At 62.7% G+C, this 17,301-nt stretch carries 17 protein-coding genes; 10 read left to right on the forward strand and 7 right to left on the reverse strand.

What is annotated here, in order from left to right; genetic code table 11:
- The first annotated feature begins 20 nt into the window (after window positions 1-20).
- Genes AC3YOG_RS01105 through AC3YOG_RS01130 form a run of 6 tightly spaced genes read left to right on the forward strand, consistent with a single transcriptional unit; the run spans window position 21 to window position 7,306 of the window.
- The gene (locus AC3YOG_RS01105; RefSeq protein ID WP_172122451.1) at window positions 21-419 is read left to right on the forward strand and encodes a GtrA family protein; all 399 of its coding nucleotides are present in this window, start codon (window positions 21-23) and stop codon (window positions 417-419) included.
- Window positions 419-1,744: an FAD-binding oxidoreductase gene (locus tag AC3YOG_RS01110; protein WP_489933750.1), complete on the forward strand. Its 1,326-nt coding sequence runs from the start codon at window positions 419-421 to the stop codon at window positions 1,742-1,744. Before AC3YOG_RS01105 ends, AC3YOG_RS01110 begins: the two co-directional genes overlap by 1 nt.
- A 4-nt stretch (window positions 1,745-1,748) precedes the next feature.
- Window positions 1,749-2,489: an SDR family oxidoreductase gene (locus AC3YOG_RS01115; RefSeq protein ID WP_489933751.1), complete on the forward strand. Its 741-nt coding sequence runs from the start codon at window positions 1,749-1,751 to the stop codon at window positions 2,487-2,489.
- A 1-nt stretch (window position 2,490) separates the two neighbouring features.
- Entirely contained in the window at window positions 2,491-4,119 is a 1,629-nt protein-coding gene (locus tag AC3YOG_RS01120) for a hypothetical protein (RefSeq protein ID WP_489933752.1), read from the forward strand.
- On the forward strand, window positions 4,119-5,654 hold the full coding sequence (locus AC3YOG_RS01125) for a hypothetical protein (RefSeq protein ID WP_489933753.1): 1,536 nt from the start codon (window positions 4,119-4,121) through the stop codon (window positions 5,652-5,654). Before AC3YOG_RS01120 ends, AC3YOG_RS01125 begins: the two co-directional genes overlap by 1 nt.
- Window positions 5,651-7,306 carry a hypothetical protein gene (locus AC3YOG_RS01130; RefSeq protein ID WP_489933754.1) on the forward strand — a complete coding sequence of 552 codons (1,656 nt, stop codon included), beginning with the start codon at window positions 5,651-5,653 and terminating at the stop codon, window positions 7,304-7,306. Before AC3YOG_RS01125 ends, AC3YOG_RS01130 begins: the two co-directional genes overlap by 4 nt.
- Here AC3YOG_RS01130 and AC3YOG_RS01135 read toward each other — a convergent pair.
- Both AC3YOG_RS01135 and AC3YOG_RS01140 read right to left on the reverse strand, forming a co-directional pair.
- Entirely contained in the window at window positions 7,219-8,382 is a 1,164-nt protein-coding gene (locus AC3YOG_RS01135; protein ID WP_489934535.1) for a glycosyltransferase family 87 protein, read from the reverse strand. The two genes, AC3YOG_RS01130 and AC3YOG_RS01135, sit on opposite strands and share 88 nt — an antisense overlap.
- A gap of 112 nt (window positions 8,383-8,494) precedes the next feature.
- Complete coding sequence (locus tag AC3YOG_RS01140) at window positions 8,495-8,713, reverse strand: hypothetical protein (protein WP_127752029.1); 219 nt, start codon at window positions 8,711-8,713, stop codon at window positions 8,495-8,497.
- A gap of 210 nt (window positions 8,714-8,923) precedes the next feature.
- On the opposite strand from AC3YOG_RS01140, the gene AC3YOG_RS01145 reads away from it, so the two are divergent.
- The 4 genes from AC3YOG_RS01145 (at window position 8,924) to AC3YOG_RS01160 (ending at window position 12,704) form a co-directional block, all read left to right on the forward strand.
- Window positions 8,924-9,559 carry an SGNH/GDSL hydrolase family protein gene (locus AC3YOG_RS01145; RefSeq protein ID WP_489933755.1) on the forward strand — a complete coding sequence of 212 codons (636 nt, stop codon included), beginning with the start codon at window positions 8,924-8,926 and terminating at the stop codon, window positions 9,557-9,559.
- A 155-nt stretch (window positions 9,560-9,714) separates the two neighbouring features.
- The gene (locus AC3YOG_RS01150; protein ID WP_172122444.1) at window positions 9,715-10,659 is read left to right on the forward strand and encodes a Bug family tripartite tricarboxylate transporter substrate binding protein; all 945 of its coding nucleotides are present in this window, start codon (window positions 9,715-9,717) and stop codon (window positions 10,657-10,659) included.
- Complete coding sequence (locus AC3YOG_RS01155; protein WP_489933756.1) at window positions 10,656-11,141, forward strand: tripartite tricarboxylate transporter TctB family protein; 486 nt, start codon at window positions 10,656-10,658, stop codon at window positions 11,139-11,141. Before AC3YOG_RS01150 ends, AC3YOG_RS01155 begins: the two co-directional genes overlap by 4 nt.
- Before the next feature lie 15 nt (window positions 11,142-11,156).
- Window positions 11,157-12,704 carry a tripartite tricarboxylate transporter permease gene (locus AC3YOG_RS01160; RefSeq protein WP_489933757.1) on the forward strand — a complete coding sequence of 516 codons (1,548 nt, stop codon included), beginning with the start codon at window positions 11,157-11,159 and terminating at the stop codon, window positions 12,702-12,704.
- A 116-nt stretch (window positions 12,705-12,820) separates the two neighbouring features.
- Here the strand turns inward: AC3YOG_RS01160 and AC3YOG_RS01165 are convergent, their stop codons facing one another.
- The 5 genes from AC3YOG_RS01165 to argF form a co-directional block, all read right to left on the reverse strand.
- Entirely contained in the window at window positions 12,821-12,994 is a 174-nt protein-coding gene (locus AC3YOG_RS01165; protein ID WP_164854717.1) for a hypothetical protein, read from the reverse strand.
- Between the two features lie 197 nt (window positions 12,995-13,191).
- Complete coding sequence (locus tag AC3YOG_RS01170; RefSeq protein WP_489933758.1) at window positions 13,192-14,427, reverse strand: glycosyltransferase family 2 protein; 1,236 nt, start codon at window positions 14,425-14,427, stop codon at window positions 13,192-13,194.
- Window positions 14,403-15,053, reverse strand: coding sequence for a hypothetical protein (locus tag AC3YOG_RS01175; RefSeq protein ID WP_489933759.1), 651 nt, complete (start codon window positions 15,051-15,053; stop codon window positions 14,403-14,405). The genes AC3YOG_RS01170 and AC3YOG_RS01175 overlap by 25 nt, the downstream gene beginning before the upstream one ends.
- A 143-nt stretch (window positions 15,054-15,196) precedes the next feature.
- Window positions 15,197-16,183: an Hsp33 family molecular chaperone gene (locus AC3YOG_RS01180; RefSeq protein ID WP_248305311.1), complete on the reverse strand. Its 987-nt coding sequence runs from the start codon at window positions 16,181-16,183 to the stop codon at window positions 15,197-15,199.
- 185 nt (window positions 16,184-16,368) lie between these two features.
- A complete protein-coding gene (gene argF / locus AC3YOG_RS01185; RefSeq protein WP_172122440.1) occupies window positions 16,369-17,295 on the reverse strand; it encodes an ornithine carbamoyltransferase in 927 nt (308 codons plus the stop codon).
- Between the last annotated feature and the right edge of the window lie 6 nt (window positions 17,296-17,301).

Consider the following 17,301-nt stretch of genomic DNA (forward strand, 5'->3'; position numbering starts at 1 on the left):
TCGCGTGAGGCAAGGCCCGCATGAGCATTGCCTTTCGCTATGTCCTGTTCGCCATTCTTTCGAGCTTGATCAATTTTGGCGTCCAGGAACTGGTCGTCACCGGGCTGCCCTGGGCGCCGCTGATGCTATCCATTCTGGCCGGAACTGCGGCGGGCTTTGCCGCCAAATATGTGCTGGACAAGAACTGGATCTTTTTTGACAGCTCAAGCTCCCACGGGGAGGAGGCGCGCAAGGTGGGACTTTACGGCCTGTTCAGCGTCTTCACCACTATCGTTTTCTGGAGCTTTGAAATCGCCGCCTGGTCCATCTGGCAGACCGACGTGGCCAAATACTCCGGCGGCGCGCTCGGCCTTGCTATCGGCTATGTCGCCAAATACTGGCTCGACCGGCGCTTTGTGTTCCGGACGGAGGCATCTTGATGCGCCTGGACGGCTGGGGACGCTATCCAAGCCTGGATGGCCGGGTTGTCGCTGCCGCGAACCCGGACGACCTCGCGCGACTCATGCGCGATGGCTCCGGTCTGGTGGCTCGGGGCAATGGCCGCGCCTATGGAGACGCCGCCATGGGCGAAGCCCTGACGGTGCTCGGCCGCAGTCTCAATCGCATGAAAGAATTTGATCCGGTCAGCGGCAATCTTACGGTCGAGGCCGGAGTGCTGCTATCCGATATTCTCGACACCTTTGTGCCACGCGGGTTTTTCCCACCGGTAGTGCCGGGCACCAAGCTCGTGACCGTGGGCGGCATGATTGCCTCCGATATTCACGGCAAGAACCATCATCGCGATGGTGGCTTTGGCGCTTATTTGCAGAGCCTTGATCTCGTGGTGCCAGGCGGCGAAACCGTTCATTGTTCGCGCGAGAACAATAGTGAGCTGTTCTTCGCTACGATCGGCGGCATGGGGCTTACGGGCATCATTGCGCAAGCGACAATGACACTGCGCACCATCGAAACAGCCTGGATCGACCAGCGCACCGTGGTTGCCCCTGATCTTGGCGCCGCGCTGCAGGCCCTCGATGACTCGAGCGAGGCGACATACTCGGTAGCCTGGATCGACTGCATTGCTGGCGGCGCAGCGCTGGGCCGCTCGCTGGTTTATGTGGGTGAACATGCTACCCGGGATCAACTTGCCGCCGCGCAATCCGAACGTGGTGTGCTGGCCCCAGCCCCTCGGGCAAAATTGGGCGTGCCGCTGGAATTGCCCAGCTGGACGCTGAACCGGGCTTCGGTCCGGGCCTTTAACGAGGTTTACTTCCGCGCGGGGTCCCGCACCGAGCAGGCTTTGGTGCACTTCAATCCGTATTTCTTTCCGCTGGACGGCGTGGACCAGTGGAACCGCATCTATGGGCGGCGCGGCTTCCTGCAGCATCAATGCGTGGTGCCGCCCGACAATGCCCATGCCGTGCTGAGCGAAATTCTCGAGCGGTTTTCGCGTTCGGGCAAGGCATCGTTCCTTGCCGTGCTCAAAAAGCTCGGGGATGGCACCGGCCCGCTGTCCTTCCCGATGCCGGGCTATACGCTGGCGCTGGATGTGCGGGTCACCGACGAGATCTTCGCGCTTCTTGATGAGATCGATGCTATCGTGGTGCGCGCCGGCGGTCGGCTTTATCTCACCAAGGATGCGCGCCAGTCACGGGATACCTTCGAGGCGGGTTATCCGCGCCTGGACGAGTTCCGGCAGGTGCGGCGCGCGGTGGGAGCCGAGGGCCGGTTGCAATCCCGTCTTTCCAGCAGGCTAGGTATATAGGCGAATGTCCAAGACGCTTCTTTTGATCGGCGCAACTTCCGATATCGGCCATGCTACGGCGGGCGCCTATGCCGCGCAGGGCTGGACCGTGCTGCTGACCGCCCGCAATGTGGCTGGTGCAGAGCGCAACCGCGCCGACCTCGCGGCACGAAGCGGCGGCGCGGTTTCGCTCCATATGCTGGATGTGACCGACAGTTCGAGCTTTGAGAGCTTCATCACCGGCCTGCCGGCCCTGCCCGACACCGTTGTGTGCGTGGTCGGCGAAATGGGTGAGCAGGAGCGCGCCCAAAGCGACCTCGACCATGCCGCCGTGGTGTTGCGGACCAATTTCGAGGGGCCAGCGCTCCTGCTCGGGTTGCTCGCCGAAAAGTTCGAAGCGCGCGGCTCGGGCACGATCGTGGGCGTGAGCTCGGTAGCGGGCGACCGCGGACGCGGGTCCAACTATGTTTATGGCGCGGCAAAAGCCGGGTTCACCGCCTTCCTGTCGGGGCTGCGCAACCGGCTGTCACAGACCGGGGTACGGGTCGTTACGGTCAAGCCCGGTTTTGTGCGCACCCGCATGACTGCCGGCATGAAACTGCCGCCAGCGCTGACGGCCGAGCCGCAAGAGGTGGGCAATGCCATCCTTGCTGCCGCGGACGGCAGCCGCCCGCGCGACGTGATCTATGTGCGCTGGATTTGGCGCTACGTGATGATGATCATCACCGCCATTCCCGAGCCGGTATTCAAGAAGCTCCGGCTCTAGCATGGTGTCGGCCGCAAGCCATTCGCGGGGTGTGCTCGAACGGGAGCGCAGCCGCTGGCGTGCGCCGGCGCTGCTGATTTTCGGGCTGGGCGTTGTGCTGGCGCTTGTTCTCGCCTTGCCGGGGGAAACGATCGCGACGAGGGGGCTGGAGGACCTGTTTTCGATCCTCGACGGCGCTCATCGCATTGCCTGGGGCCAGGTGCCGAACCGGGATTTCGATTCCGCTTTGGGGCCGCTCGTTTATTACCTGCCCGCTCTTGGGCTTGGCCTGAGCGGAAGCTATGGCGCCGCCCTGCCAATCGGCATGGGGTTGCTGCTGGTGGTGGTCGCTGCGATCGCGGCGCATGTACTGAGCTCGCGGCTGCATCTGGCGCTGGCCCTGCCCTTTGCCGCTTTTCTGTTCCTGGTCCTGGCCGTGCCCATGCATTTGGGCGAAGGCGTTACCGCGCTGTCGTTCCTGTTCTTTTATAACCGCATCGGCTGGATGTGCCTGGCGCTGCTGCTGGTGATGTATGTCGAGCCCAAGGAAGCCGTTGGTCGTGGCGTGGCGCTCGATATTGCCTGCGCCACGATCCTCGTCTTGGTGATGGTTTATACCCGCGCCACCTATGGCATGGTCGGTGGTGCGTTCCTGCTGCTGATGCTAATCACCGGCCGTTGGCGTTGGGCGGGTGGGGCGCTGCTCGCTACGCTGCTCGTTGCTGGCGGAATCGAGCTGGTGTGGCACGGCTCGGCCAGCTATGCCAGCGACGTGCTGATGGCGTTGCAGACCGGGGGCTGGTGGCGCGGAACGCAGGGTAGCATCATTGATCTGCTGCTCGGCAATTTCGCCGATTATCTGCTGTTTGGGCTGCTGGTGGCCCTGTTGTTCTGGCGGCGGTTCAACTGGCGCGACCTGTTGTTCTTTTTGTTCTGCGCCGTCGCCGGCTACTGGCTCATCAACCAGAACGAGCAGCGCTGGGGCATCCTCACCCTCCATGCGGGGGCAGCGGTGGCGGCCGAATATCTGTTGCGCAACATGGCCGCGCGCGCTGGTCGCCCGGCCGAGGCCGTGGTGAACCCGCCCGGGGTCACGCTCTACTTTGCGGCCTTGCTGCTGCCCACCATCGTGCATTGCTCGATCGCCCTGCTGCTGCATGCCGGCACGGCCTTGGTCAATGGCGGGCAGGCCCTGGCCATTCCGCGCCTCGAAGGCGTGCGGCTGGCCAATCTCTGGACCAATGGCGATTTCAATGGCAGCACCTGGTATCTCGGCACCATCACCGATGGGCTGGCCGCGCTGGAAAACCTGCCGGAGCCACCGCAAACCGTTCAGGTCCTCAACACACCCAACCCCTTCTCGCTGGCGCTGAACTTGCCACCACCGGCGGGCGACAAGCTCGATCTGCGCTGGAATGCAACGCTGAACGAAACCTTCCACCCGGCCCCGGAAGACCTCTTTGCCGATGCGGCCGTGGTGATGGAGCGGACCAGCGCGGGCGGGAGCGGACCTGTCGGCCAGCTCTACCTGCCCTATGTAACTGAAAACTATTCCCAGGTGGCGCAAACGCCCAACTGGCGCCTGTTCCGCCGCAACCCGGCGGATACCGGCATGCCGGCAGCTGCCGACCCTGCCCCGCTCGCGCCGTGATGAGCGCCCGGGCCACTGCGGCTGTGCTTGCCGGCTTGTCGCTGGTTTGCGCGCTGTTGCTGGCGCTGCCCGCCCGTACGGTCACATCGGCCTATGTGAACGACCTGCTTCTGTTTCTTGATGGGGCACATCGGGTCGCCTGGGGGCAAGTGCCCAATCGCGATTTTCACACCGCGCTTGGGCTGCTGGCCTATTATATCCCGGCGGCAGGGCTGTGGGTTTCGGGGCAAATGGGCGGCGCCCTCCCCGTAGGGATGGCGCTGCTGATCGTGCTGTTTGTGCCGCTGCTGGTGCATGTGCTGGCTGGCCGCTTGCGTCCGGTGCTGGCCCTAGCGCTTGGCGCCTTCCTTGTCCTCGTGCTGGCGGCGCCAATCAATCTGGGGGACTCGCTCTCCTCGATCACCTTTGCGATGTATTACAACCGCATCGGCTGGGTTGCCCTGGCGCTGCTCGCGGTGATGTATCTGCGGCCGCGACGGCAAACCCGTCTCGGCATCTGGCTCGATGCCGCCACGGCCGCGATCCTTGTCGTGCTGCTGATCTATCTCAAGATCACCTATGCCCCCGTAGCTCTCGCCTTCGCGATTTTCATGCTGCTTGACCGCCATCAATGGCACTGGGCGGCGCTAGCACTGCTGCTGATTGCAGTGGCCATGGCGGTGGTGGAGCTGTTCTGGCGGGGCAGCTGGCTTTACCTCCAGGACCTGCTGGAAACCGCCCGGGTGAGCGGACAGCGCGATCCCATGGGCTATGTTTATGCGCTGCTGCGCAATTTGTCCGACCTGCTGGTGTTTGGGATTTTCGCGGGGCTAGCCCTCACTCAGACGCGCAGCTGGCGCGACCTGCTGTTTTACATCTTCTGCTCGGTCGCCGGGCTGCTGATCCTGATGCAGAATGCGCATAACTGGGGCATCATCACCTTGTTTGCCGGCGCGGCGGTGGCGGCCGAAACCCTGTTGCGCGGCCTCGAGCAGCGGGGCCGCAGGCTGGCACTGAGCCCAGGCGCACCGCTGCTTTTCCTGTTCATGGTGCTGCCGGGCCTTGGCAGCCACACAGTCGCCTTGATGTCTCACTTCACCATGGCCGTTTCCGGGTGGGGAGAACCGCTGGGCCTGCCGGGTCTGGAGCAGGTGCGGTTCGGTCGCTTGTGGTCGCGCGGCGATCAGGGCTTCACCGAAAAATACATCGGCACCTTTGGCGCGGGAGCAGATGCGCTGGCGCAAGCAGGCGTTGTGCCCGAACGCGTGCTGGTGCTGGATTTCGCCAATCCGTTCTCGGCCGGGCTCAACCTCGCGCCGCCCAAGGGCGATCTTTCCTGGATGCATTGGGGGCGCAATATCAACGCGGCGGTCTTCGTGCCGCCTGAACAACTCTTCGCCGATGTGATGGTGGTGATGGTGCCTACAGTCGGCATTAATGTGGGGCAACTTGAGGGGCTCTACGGTGCTTATATAGGCGATAATTTCGTCCTGGCCGCGCAAACCGAGCTTTGGCGAGTTTATGTCCGCCCGCCCCAGCCAGGAGCACCCGCATGACGCTTGCGTCCACCAGCACCCAAGCACTTTCGCGGTGGCCCGGCACCATGACAACGGCGCGCCGGCTGGGCTGGGCGGTGCTCGCCGTGGGCGTGTTGTTTGCGGCCATGCTCGCCCTGCCGGGGCAAACGGCCACAAATAAATACGTCAACGACCTCTACATTTTCCTGGATGGCGCGCATCGGATTGTCTTGGGGCAAGTGCCCAATGTGGACTTCCACACCTCTCTCGGGCCGCTGGCCTTTTATCTGCCGGCGGCAGGACTGGCGCTGAGCGGCAGTTTGGGGGCAGCCATGCCAGTTGGCATGGCGCTGGTCGTGCTGATGTTGGCCTGCATCGGCGCACCGCTCATCGCCAGCCGCATGCACCCCATCACCGGCATGGCCGCCGCCGTCTTCCTGCTCGCCGTAGCTGCCGTGCCGGTCAATCCGGGCGAGGCAGTCTCGGACCTGTCCTTTGCCATGTTCTACAACCGGATCGGCTGGTCGGCGCTCGGATTGTTGCTGGTGATGTATCTGCGACCATTCAACGATAGCCGGCAGCAGGCGATCGTGGATGCCGCTTGTGCGGCGCTGCTGGTGTTGCTGATGCTTTACACCAAGGCGAGCTACGGGCTCGTGGGCCTCGCATTTTTGGTGTTCATGTTGCTCGATCGGCAGCAACGAGGGCGCATGGCGTTATCCCTTGGGCTTTGCGCCGTCTCTATCGGTGCGATCGCCCTGCTCTGGGGCGGCACTCTCAATCATGTCGCTGATCTGCAGCTCGCCCAGGAGGTCAGTGGTGGCTTGCCAGAGCTACAGCGTCTGGCCGAAACCATGATGGGCAATCTGGCAGATCTGGTGGTGTTTGCGCTGTTCGCCGCCCTGCTGCTGTTGGCGCGCCGCCGTTTTCGCGACCTGCTGTTTGTCGGCTTTTGCGCCTCGACGGGCATTTTGATCATCGAGCAAAACTTCCAGATCGTCGGCATTCTGACGCTCGGGGCCGGTGCGGCGGTGATTGCCGAACTGCTGCTGCGCGAGCCCAATTCGCAACGCTACCCCGCCGCGCTGAGCGGCGCCGGCGTACCGTTGCTGCTCGCGACGCTGCTGCTTCCGGTGGCTGTGCAAAATGTCTTTTCGCTTGGCGTCCATGCCGCCATGGCGAGCAGTCGTGCCGGCGAGCCTTCCCCCCTGCCTCAGTTTGGCGGCGTCCGGCTGGTTCGCCTCTGGTCGGAGGGCGCCTACCGCAACTTCGTGCGTTACCATGAAACTCTGCTGGATGGGGCCTTGGCGTTGGAGAGCCTCGACCGGCCGCTGCAGAATGTCCTGGTGTTTGACTTCGTCAGCCCGTTTGCAGCGGGACTGGATCTACCGGTGAGCCAAGGCGACAGCCCCTGGTTCCACTGGGGCCGAACGCTTGACCATGACCATTTTCCACCGGCCGCGGAGATCATGGCGGACGTCGAGATCATCATGGATCCAAAGACGCCGATCGAGCACTGGACCGCGGACGGCATGCGCGAGATCTATGCCGACTATATCGCGCAGAACTTCGAACTGGCGAACGAGACCCGCCACTGGCGCGTTTATGTGCGGCGCGGAGCAGACTTGGTTTCTGTGCTGCCATCCGAAAACAGCAGCACTATCAAGCAAAGCACCAGTGCCCAGCCATAGGCCGAGCCCAGCGTGAATTGCAGCCATGGCTCGGCGCCGAAATAGCTAAGGATCTTGGGAACCGGAACGACCAGGAGCGCGGCCACGATCCACATCGCCCAATGCTGGCGATAAGCAACGATCACGGGCAGCAAGAACAGGGTGTAGTGGATCCAACCCAAAGGCGAGGCCAGAACTGCGGCGAGGAGCCCGAGGGCACTGACCTGCATGATGCCGGGCCGGCGGAACCACGCCCAGGCTGCGAGCGCGAGCAGCAGTGCGGCGCTGAGCGCTGTCCCCAGGAAGGGCACGCCGGCACGGGCGGCAAGCCCGGAGATCGAAGCATTGGTGAGGAAAAACGCCCGTTCCCCATCAGAAACCACCAACTCAAGCCATTGGCGGTAAATTTCAGGCCCATAGATGGCGAGAGGAATGGCGCTGATAAGAGCGGCTGTAAAGACCGATACCAGGCTGGGCAGGCGCTGCCCCGACAGGAACAGCAGCACCGGCCAAACGAGGAAGTTGGGCTTCATGGCAATTACGAGCCCGATCAGCACACCGGCCCAGATGGGTTGGTCACGATCCAGCAGCAGCCAGGCGCCAACCGCAGCCAGGACCAGCGGCATATAGATCTGCCCAAGGTAAAGCGTGTCCCAAAATCCAGCGAGCCCGAAGGCCCAGGCAACGAGGACGATAGCGCGCCAGTCCGGCGCATAGCGTTGCGCCAGCAGCAACACGGCGGCGGCATAAAGCGCAACTGAAATCCAGGACCAGACCCAGAGCGAGTGCTCGGGCGGGGCCAGATCGAACAGCTGGAACAGCAGCGCGGAAATGGGGGGATTCAAGTTCGGGTTCCAGGCTTCAAAGCCCGGAAAAACCACATGAGGGGTCAGCGGCGGATAAACGCCATAAGGATTGAGGCCCTCGGCTGCCGCGCGTCCGGACGCAACAAAGGCACCGAAATCCCAGAGCCCGTGGGGCGGAAGCACGCGGCGAAGTTCGCCCGAGATCGCCCACAAGGAAAACGCGACCAAACATAGTGCCGCTGCCAAGGCCAGCAGACGGTAGGGAAACGCGGTGGACGTGCGCGCCTGCACCGGGATCAACGGAACACCTGCATAATCCTAACCCGAATAGATATACCGACGCGAACGAACCGCTTCAGGGCACAAGCCCGAAGCGGTCCTTGCTTGAGTCAGCCGCGTGCCATTATGGCGTGGCGGGAGCGGCAGGGGTAGTTGCTGGTGCAGCCGGGGTCGTGGTCGTGGGTGCTGCAGGGGTAGTGGTCGTTGCCGGTGCGGCAGGTGCCGTGGTTTCGGCCGGAGTGGTCGTCGTTCCGGTATTGGTGCCGGAATTATTCATCAGGAAGAGCGCGATGATAACCACCACGACTACGACGATGATGCCGATTATTACGTTCCTGTTCACAAGTAACCTCCATTTTGGCGCAGACTCAACTCGCCAGAGCCACATTGGCTCCCGGCTATAACCGGAATCAATTCCCCGCGATCAGCGAAGCGTTGAGCCGAGTTGTCCTTGGTCGCGAACATGCTCTTGATACGCATTTACCGCGGGGAACGGAAGGCGCTCTGTGGCGTCGGTGAGGATAGATCAACCTCACGCGGCATAAAAACCACCATGCACCTGGTCTTGCTTGGCGACTCGATCCTTGACAACGGCGCTTATGTGGAACCCGGGGGCTCCGTGCTGGAGCAGCTGCAACAGGAAGTGGGCTCGAGCGCGCAAGTCAGTCTTCTGGCCCGCGATGGGGCACTGATCGCGGGCACAATTGAGCAACTTGCCCGCGTTCCCCGTGGTGCCACGCATCTGGTGGTCAGCGCGGGCGGCAATGGTGCGCTGCGCCATACGGGCGTGCTGCTGGAGCGGGCCACATCGGTTGCACAGGCCTTGAGCAAGATCGAGCCGGTGCGGGATGGCTTTGCGAAGGGCTATCGAGCAATGCTCGACACCGCGGCCGGCCTGAAGCTGCCGATCGCGCTGTGTACCATCTACGATGTTCAGTTTGATGACCCCGTGCAGCGTCGCATGTCCAATCTGGCGCTGGGCCTCCTCAACGACGTCATCACGCGCGAAGCGGTTCGACGCCGCTGGCCCGTGATCGACCTACGTGTGCTCTTCGATGCTCGCGGCGATTATGCCAATGCCATCGAGCCCTCGGCGGCGGGCGCCGGCAAGATTGCGTTGACCACGGCACAGATCGTGCGCAACCACGATTTTGCCGGACCGTCGGCATTTTATGGAGACGCACGCTAGCGCGGGTTGGAAGCGGCCTTCTCGCTCAGAATGGCAATTGCGCGCGAGGCCCGAAAATGCGCTATTGGAGGCACGCCGGCAACTGTCCGGCACCGGAACGCGGCATCATGCAGGCATGAGGCAAGGACGTTCCGATTTTCTGTTTTGGAGGACTTATGAACAAACTGGTTTTTGCTGCGCTGATCACCGGCGCACTTGCGGTGCCAGCTTTTGCTGCCGATTACACCATCATGGCGCCCGCGGCCCCAGGCGGTGGCTGGGACCAGACCGCGCGCGCCATGCAGGAAGCGCTGCAGTCCGACGGGATTTCGGGCAATGTGCAGGTCACCAATGTTCCCGGCGCCGGTGGCACGATCGGGCTGGCGCAGTTTGTCAACCAGTCGACCGGCAATCCCAACGCCCTGATCGTGGGCGGCTATGTGATGGTCGGCGCCATTCTCACCAATGCATCTCCTGTGACCTTGGAACAGGTGACGCCCATTGCCCGCCTTACCGGCGAGGCCGTCGTGGTGGTGGTACCGGCAGCATCGGACTTGCAAACCATGGATGACCTGGTTGCCAAGCTCAAGGCCGATCCGGGCTCGGTGTCCTGGGCCGGCGGCTCGGCGGGCGGTGCCGATCACATCACGGCAGGGCTGATCGCCAAGACCGTGGGCGTGGATCCGACTGCCGTCAACTACATCGCTTATTCCGGCGGTGGCGAGGCTCTCGCAGCCCTCCTCGGCGGACAGGTCACGGTCGGCATTTCGGGCTACAGCGAATTTGCTTCGCAGATCGCGGCTGGCGAATTGCGGCTGCTGGCTGTATCGAGCGACGAACGCATCCCGGGCGTAGATGCGCCAACCCTGCGCGAAGCCGGTATCGACATGGCGCTGCAGAACTGGCGCATGGTTGCTGCCGCTCCCGGTATCACCGACGAGCAGAAGGCCTCCATCACCGCCGACATCGAAAAGATGGTGAACTCGCAAAGCTGGAAGACCACGCTTGAAACTAAGGGCTGGGTCGACACCTATCTCGCCGGTGACGAGTTCGCAGCCCAGCTTGCCGCCGATACGGCAGCGACCGAGGCCATCCTGAAAGACATCGGCCTGGTGCAATGACCTCTGGCGAACCCAATCTCTCGCGCCGCCCCGATGGGGCGGCGCTTGTCATAGCGGCGGTCCTTGCGGCGATTGCGGCGGTGATCATCTGGCAGACCAGCCAGATGCGCGTCCCGCCCATTCAGGCCAAGGTCGGACCGACCGTGTTCCCTTATGTAATTGCCGGTGGACTGCTGCTGCTTTCAGCCGGGACACTGGTTGAGGCCATGCGGGGCAAGTTTCCTGCGCGCGACCGCGACAATTACGTGCCGATCCTTTGGATCGTTGGCGGCCTTGTGGCGCAGCTGCTGTTGCTGACCACCGTGGGTTTCTCCATCGCCACCGGCGTGCTGTTTGCCTTCACCGCCCAGGCATTCGGGCGCGGCCCACTCTGGAAGACCATCCCGATCGGCATCGTCTTTGCCTTTATCGTCTGGTTCATCTTTGCCAAAGGCTTGCAGTTGTCGCTGCCTGCCGGGCCGCTGGAACGCCTTATCCCCTGATCGAGAGCTGATGTAATGGATACTTTTGGTCTTTTGGGTGAGGGCCTGCTGGCCGCATTGCAGTGGCAGAACCTGCTTTATGCACTGATTGGCGTGACGCTGGGCACCGCTGTGGGCGTGTTGCCAGGGATTGGCCCCGCGCTGACCGTCGCACTGCTGCTGCCGGTGACCTACAAGCTCGATCCTGCGGGATCGCTGATCATGTTTGCCGGCATTTATTATGGCGGCATGTATGGCGGCTCGACCACGTCGATCCTCCTCAACACCCCTGGCGAAAGTGCCTCGATCGTCACCGCGCTCGAGGGCAACAAGATGGCGCGCAAGGGGCGCGGCGGGCCGGCGCTGGCAACGGCCGCCATCGGCTCGTTTGTGGCGGGGCTGATCGCGACATTGGCGCTGGCCTTTGTCGCCCCCTGGGTGGTGAAATTTGCGCTGGCTTTCGGCCCAGCGGAGTATTTCGCGCTGATGGTGCTGGCCTTCATCACTGTCTCAGCGGCCTTTGGCGACAGCGCGCTGCGGGGGCTGACGGCGCTGTTTATCGGCCTGGGGCTCGGGGTGATCGGCATTGACCTGCAGACCGGGCAATCGCGTCTCGCCTTCGGCATCCCCGACCTCCTGGACGGCATTGAGGTGACCACGCTCGCCGTGGCTTTGTTCGCCATTGGCGAAACCCTCAAGATCGCATCGGATCGCTCGCAGGTGAACGAAGAGGTGCTCGCGGTCAAAGGTTCGGTCTGGATGACCAAGGAGGACTGGAAGCGCAGCTGGATCCCGTGGCTGCGCGGCACCGCAATCGGCTTTCCCATAGGCGCCATGCCGGCCGGCGGGGCGGATGTCGCGAGCTTTTTGTCCTATAGCGCGGAAAAGAGCTTTGCCAAGCGGCCCGAAGAGTTCGGCCAAGGCGCGATCGAAGGCGTGGCCGGGCCAGAAGCGGCGAACAACGCCTCGGCCGCGGGCACACTCGTTCCCCTGCTGACGCTCGGGTTGCCGACCACCGCGACGGCCGCGATCATGCTGGCTGGTTTTCAGCAGTTCGGGCTGCAGCCAGGGCCCCTCCTGTTCACCAACAATGCGTCGCTGGTATGGGCGCTGATCGCGAGCCTCCTCGTCGCCAATTTCATGTTGATCGTGCTGAACCTGCCGCTGATCGGCGTGTGGGTGCGGCTGCTGACCATTCCCAAGCCCTGGCTCTATGGTGGAATTTTGGTATTTGCGACGCTCGGAACGCTCGGCGCCAATGGCGGCATTTCCGGGCGGCTAGGGCCAATCAGCTATTCATTCGAGTTGCTGCTGTTATTGGCGTTCGGGATCCTCGGCTATCTGCTGCGGCGTTTTGGCTATCCGATCGCACCCGTGGTGGTCGGGCTCATCTTGGGGCCGATGGCGGAACAGCAATTGCGGCGCGCATTGGCAATCAGCCAAGGGGATCCCCTGGTGCTGTTCCACTCCCCCATCGCGATAACGCTTTATGTCGTGGCCTTGTTGGCAGTCGCCCTGCCCTTTTATCTGCGCTGGCGCGGGCGCGGGCAGATGCTGAGCCAGCTAGCGAGCGACGAGGACTAACCGGCACAGAGTGCCAAACAAAAAAGCCCGGACAACCAAAGGTCGTCCGGGCTTTTCAACGTTCTCAGGCAATTCATCGGGTCGCGGGAGGGAGGCGCGCCCCTGACCCTTGCGGGTTAGAACTTGCCGACAGAACGGAAAGCGGCCTCATCGATGCCGAGCGTACGAAGGTGCCGGGCCTTGGGCTGACGTCCTGCCTCGACTGCCGCCGCTGCGGCAGCAGCGCTGCCAAAGACGTCGGCGATGGTGCCAAGGGTCGCAAACAAATTCTTGCTGCGCAGGGTGCTCATGATCGGGTCCTCGTTCAAGCCCGACACATCGCCGGGCCGCTTTCATGACCTCAAGATGGTCCCGAGGGGCCCGATGTACCAGAGCCAAAGGGGCATTCCAGCCATGCGCGAGGATCAGCCCTACCAGCTCTTTCCCAGCTAAACCGCCGTATTTGGCACCCCTTCAACCCGAGATATGCGCCAGGCGCATTGCTCCATTACCGACCCGCGAACAACTGCCAACCGGTTCGTGCCGGCGCCGGGAGCCGCAACCGGTTACGGGAGACCGGGCGATGCCTGGTCTTACTCCAATGGAATGGCCTATTGGTTAGTTCGTGCAGAGCGCGCAAGGTCGCGGCGGCCGACAAGAGCCAGTAGAACGGCAACAAGAGTTGGACCAGCACCAGGTCGTCGCGCTCGAGGCGGCGCAAGCCCGCCCAAGTGGTCGCGACCGCACTGCCATAACCGAGCGCGAAGATCCCCAGATAAAGCAGGGACCAAAAATCCCAGCCGCTCGCCCAAGGCGAAACCCCCAGCAGCCGACGCGCGAGGAGGGTTGCGAGCAGGCCCACATGCAGGAGGGGCGCGATGATCATGCTCAGGATCATGAGCTCGAAGGCGAGCGTTCGGCCAAGGCCGGCATGGCGCAGCAAGAGTCTCGGATCGCGATTGTGGACGATGAAGGTCTGCATCCAGCCTTTCATCCAACGCGAGCGCTGAGCCATCCAGGTGCCCAACTGTGTGGGAGCTTCTTCAACGGTGCCGATATCGATGGTTTCCACCGCGTGATGCAGTCGCGCCAGCCGCATGCCGAGATCGGCATCCTCCGTGACATTGAACGCGTCCCAGCCGCCCATGCTTCGGAGGGTATCAACTCGAAAGTGGTTGGAGGTGCCACCCAGTGGCATCGGCAGACCCCAGCGCGAGAGCGCCGGCAACACAACGGTAAATAGTCCCGCATACTCGCCGGCAAACAGTGCCGTCAGCCAGTTCTCGGTGCCATTGTCGATCACCAGCCGCGCTTGCACGCATTGCAGCTGCGGTGCATCGCGGAAGCGGTGGGCGACGCGCCAGAGCTGGTCGGGATGAGGCGTATCCTCGGCGTCAAAGATCACCACAAACTCCCCCCGGCACAGGGGGAGGGCGAAATCGAGCGCCTTTGGCTTGGTCCGCGGCGCCGCGTCAGGCACGGCAACGAGGGAAAACTGGGGGTGGTGCAGTTGGGCCTGCACTGCCTCCACAGTTGTGGTCGAACTGGCCTCCACGACGAAGATGATATCGAGCTTGTCGGGTGGATAGTTGAGCGCAGTCATCGCCTCGGCAAGTTGCGGCACCATTGCGGCCTCATCGCGGAGCGGGATCAGCACGGAATAAACCGGCAGATCGGCGTCATTGCCTCGTTCGCTTGATTGGGGTGCCTCGTGGGGCGTTACTGCAAGGGCAGCGATCCGCACCAGGCGGGAACCACCAGCATCAGGATGGCGAACGGCAACAAGTAGAGCTGACTGACATAGGGCGCCATCAGCACTAAGGCCACCAGCATCACGACACCCAGCACGAAGGCAGAGCGCGCACCGGCGGTCAGCTCCAGCTGGGCTGCCGCACGCGGCCAGCGCCGGCTCAGGTTCTGCCGCGCGCTGTCGATCAGCGCCCTGCCCGCACCACGCACGAGGTAGCTGCGCAAGCTACGCTCAGGGACGAGACATAAATAACGGGCTAGTTCGGGATGCTGCCGCAGCGCGGCTTTGAGGCGTAAAAGCCCCAGGAAATCGGGGGCGCAGAACGCCACATCTCGGTCCAGCACCTTGAGGCGTACCAGCCGGACGTCCCGGAGAGCCTCCAGGCGCAACGGTTGCAACTGACCTTCAAGATGGCTTGGCACCTTGGGGTAAAAGGCCAGCCCTATCCACGCGGCGGCACGCTCCATAAGCGCGGCGTCGCTGACGCCCAGCACCGTGGCGCAATAATGCAGCGGATCAACCTCTCGCTCCAGCGCCGTTTCGAGAATGGCCCGGGCCATGCTCGCATCTAAACAGGCATTGCCGAGCACCTGCCCGATCAGTTCCACAGCATCGGACATCTCGGTCGCCGCCCCAGCCCCTAGGGGTTTATACTGGCACAGGAGCAAAGCAACGCAAGCTGCATCTGCGTAAAAAGGTTTACGCAGCAAAATGCCGCCACCCCTCGAGGGGCGACGGCAATAGCCAAATACTTCAAGGATACTTAGTGCTTGGCGTCAAACTGGTGCGGATTGAAGCGATAGGCGGTCGAGCAGAACTCACAAACCACTTCGATCTCACCGTCTACTGCCATCTCCTGACGCTCCTCGGAGGAGAAACTATTGGCCAGCATGTCCTCGATGCGATCGGCAGAACAGGTGCAGCGCTCGACCATGGGCAGCGGGGAGAACACCCGCACTCCGGTTTCATGGTAAAGTCGGAACAGCAGCCGCTCGGGCGAAAGATCAGGATCAGCCAGCTCCACGTCTTCAAGGGTCGTCAGCAACGTCTTGGCTTCGTTCCAGCCGTCCGGCTCCTCGAAGTCAGGATCGGCAGTCTCTGGATTGTCCCAATTGCCATCGCCCGGCAGGTCAGCCATCACCGACATGCCGGTTTCGGGCAGATGCTGGATCAGCATGCCGCCGGCGCGCCAATGTGGGCGGTGATCGCCCTTGCGCGTGAATTCAGCCACCGCCAGGCGCACCATGGTGGGGATCTGCTCGGATTGCATGAAGTAGGTATGCGCCACTTCCTCGAGCGAGTTGCCGTCGAGTGCAACAATGCCCTGATAGCGCTCGGTATGCGGGCCCTGGTCGATGGTCATGGCAAGATGGCCGTGACCCAGCAACTGGCCGGGCTGAAGCTTGCCTTCTTCGGCGGCCTTGGTGAGGGCCTCGCGGTCAAAGCGCGCATAGCCACGCAGGCCGTCAGGCGCATCGAAATCGACAACAATCAGGTTCACCGGGCCATCGGTTTGGGTCTGCATGATGAAGCGACCCTCGAACTTCAGCGAGGAGCCAATCAGTGCTGCCAGCACCACCGCTTCACCCAGGAGGCGGGCGACCGGGGCCGGATAGGCGTGGCGCGACAAGATAGTGTCGAGAGCATCCCCCAGGCGCACGGATCGACCACGGGTGTCGAGCTTGTCGAGCGTAAATGGCACCACGGCGTCGTCCCCGGTTTCGGGCCGGTCCAGCCCCAGGGATGACATCAGGTTCTCAGTGGCAGCAGTGTCCGTCATTGGCTTAAACTTTCGCATGGCTGGAAACCCAGGACAGTCAACCCGAACCGGTCACTGTTGTCACCGCCACCAACCCTCCGGGTCGGCAACTCAGTTCTCAATGGAGAACCGGAACAGTGCTTTGCGCATAATCCGGCCCGGCCGGCAGCACGATTTCAGTTCGTTTCGACCCCGAAGGCCCAGCACAGAATGGCTTTTTGCGCGTGGAGGCGATTTTCAGCCTCGTCCCACACAACTGACTGCGGACCGTCGATCACGTCGTCGGTCACTTCGTCGCCGCGGTGGGCAGGCAGGCAGTGCATGAACAAGGCGTTCTTGTCTGCCTGCGCCATCAAATTGGTGTCCACGCGGTAAGGTTTCAAGACCCGGCGGCGCTCGGCAGCATCGGTATCGCCCATGGAAACCCAGGTATCGGTGATCACCAGATCGGCGCCTGCTACGGCCTCGCGGGGATCCTCGATGAGATTGACCCAGGAACCGGCCTTCTTGATGTCTTCCATCAAGTCTTTTTCGGGCCAATACTCGTCGGGCACCGCGATGGTCAGCTCGCATTCAAACAGTTCGGCGGCGTTGACCCATGAATGGAGCACATTGTTGCTGTCGCCCACCCAGGCGATCTTGGCGCCCTTGATGGGACCGCGATGCTCTTCAAAGGTCATGAGGTCAGCCATGATCTGGCAGGGGTGAGCGCGGCGCGTCAGACCGTTGATCACGGGTACGCTCGAGCCTTCGGCCAGTTCCACCAGATCGGCATGGGACAGGATGCGGATCATGATGGCGTCGACATAGCGGCTCATCACCCGCGCAGTGTCCTGTAGCGTTTCTTCGCGCGACAGCTGCATTTCCTGGCCCGAAAGCATCAGGGTTTCGCCCCCGAGTTGGCGCATGCCGACATCGAAGGACACGCGGGTGCGGGTAGATTGGCGCTCGAAGATCATGGCCAGCACCTTGTCCTTGAGGAGCTGGGGGCGATCGCCCTGCTTGAGTCGGTCCTTAAGGGAAACGGCGGCGTTGAGCATGCCGCGCAGCTCGCCATAGGTGAAGTCGTCGATATTGAGAAAGTGTCTAGTGTCGCCGGTCATGTTAGC

This window comes from Devosia sp. Z6_126 (assembly GCF_058133495.1).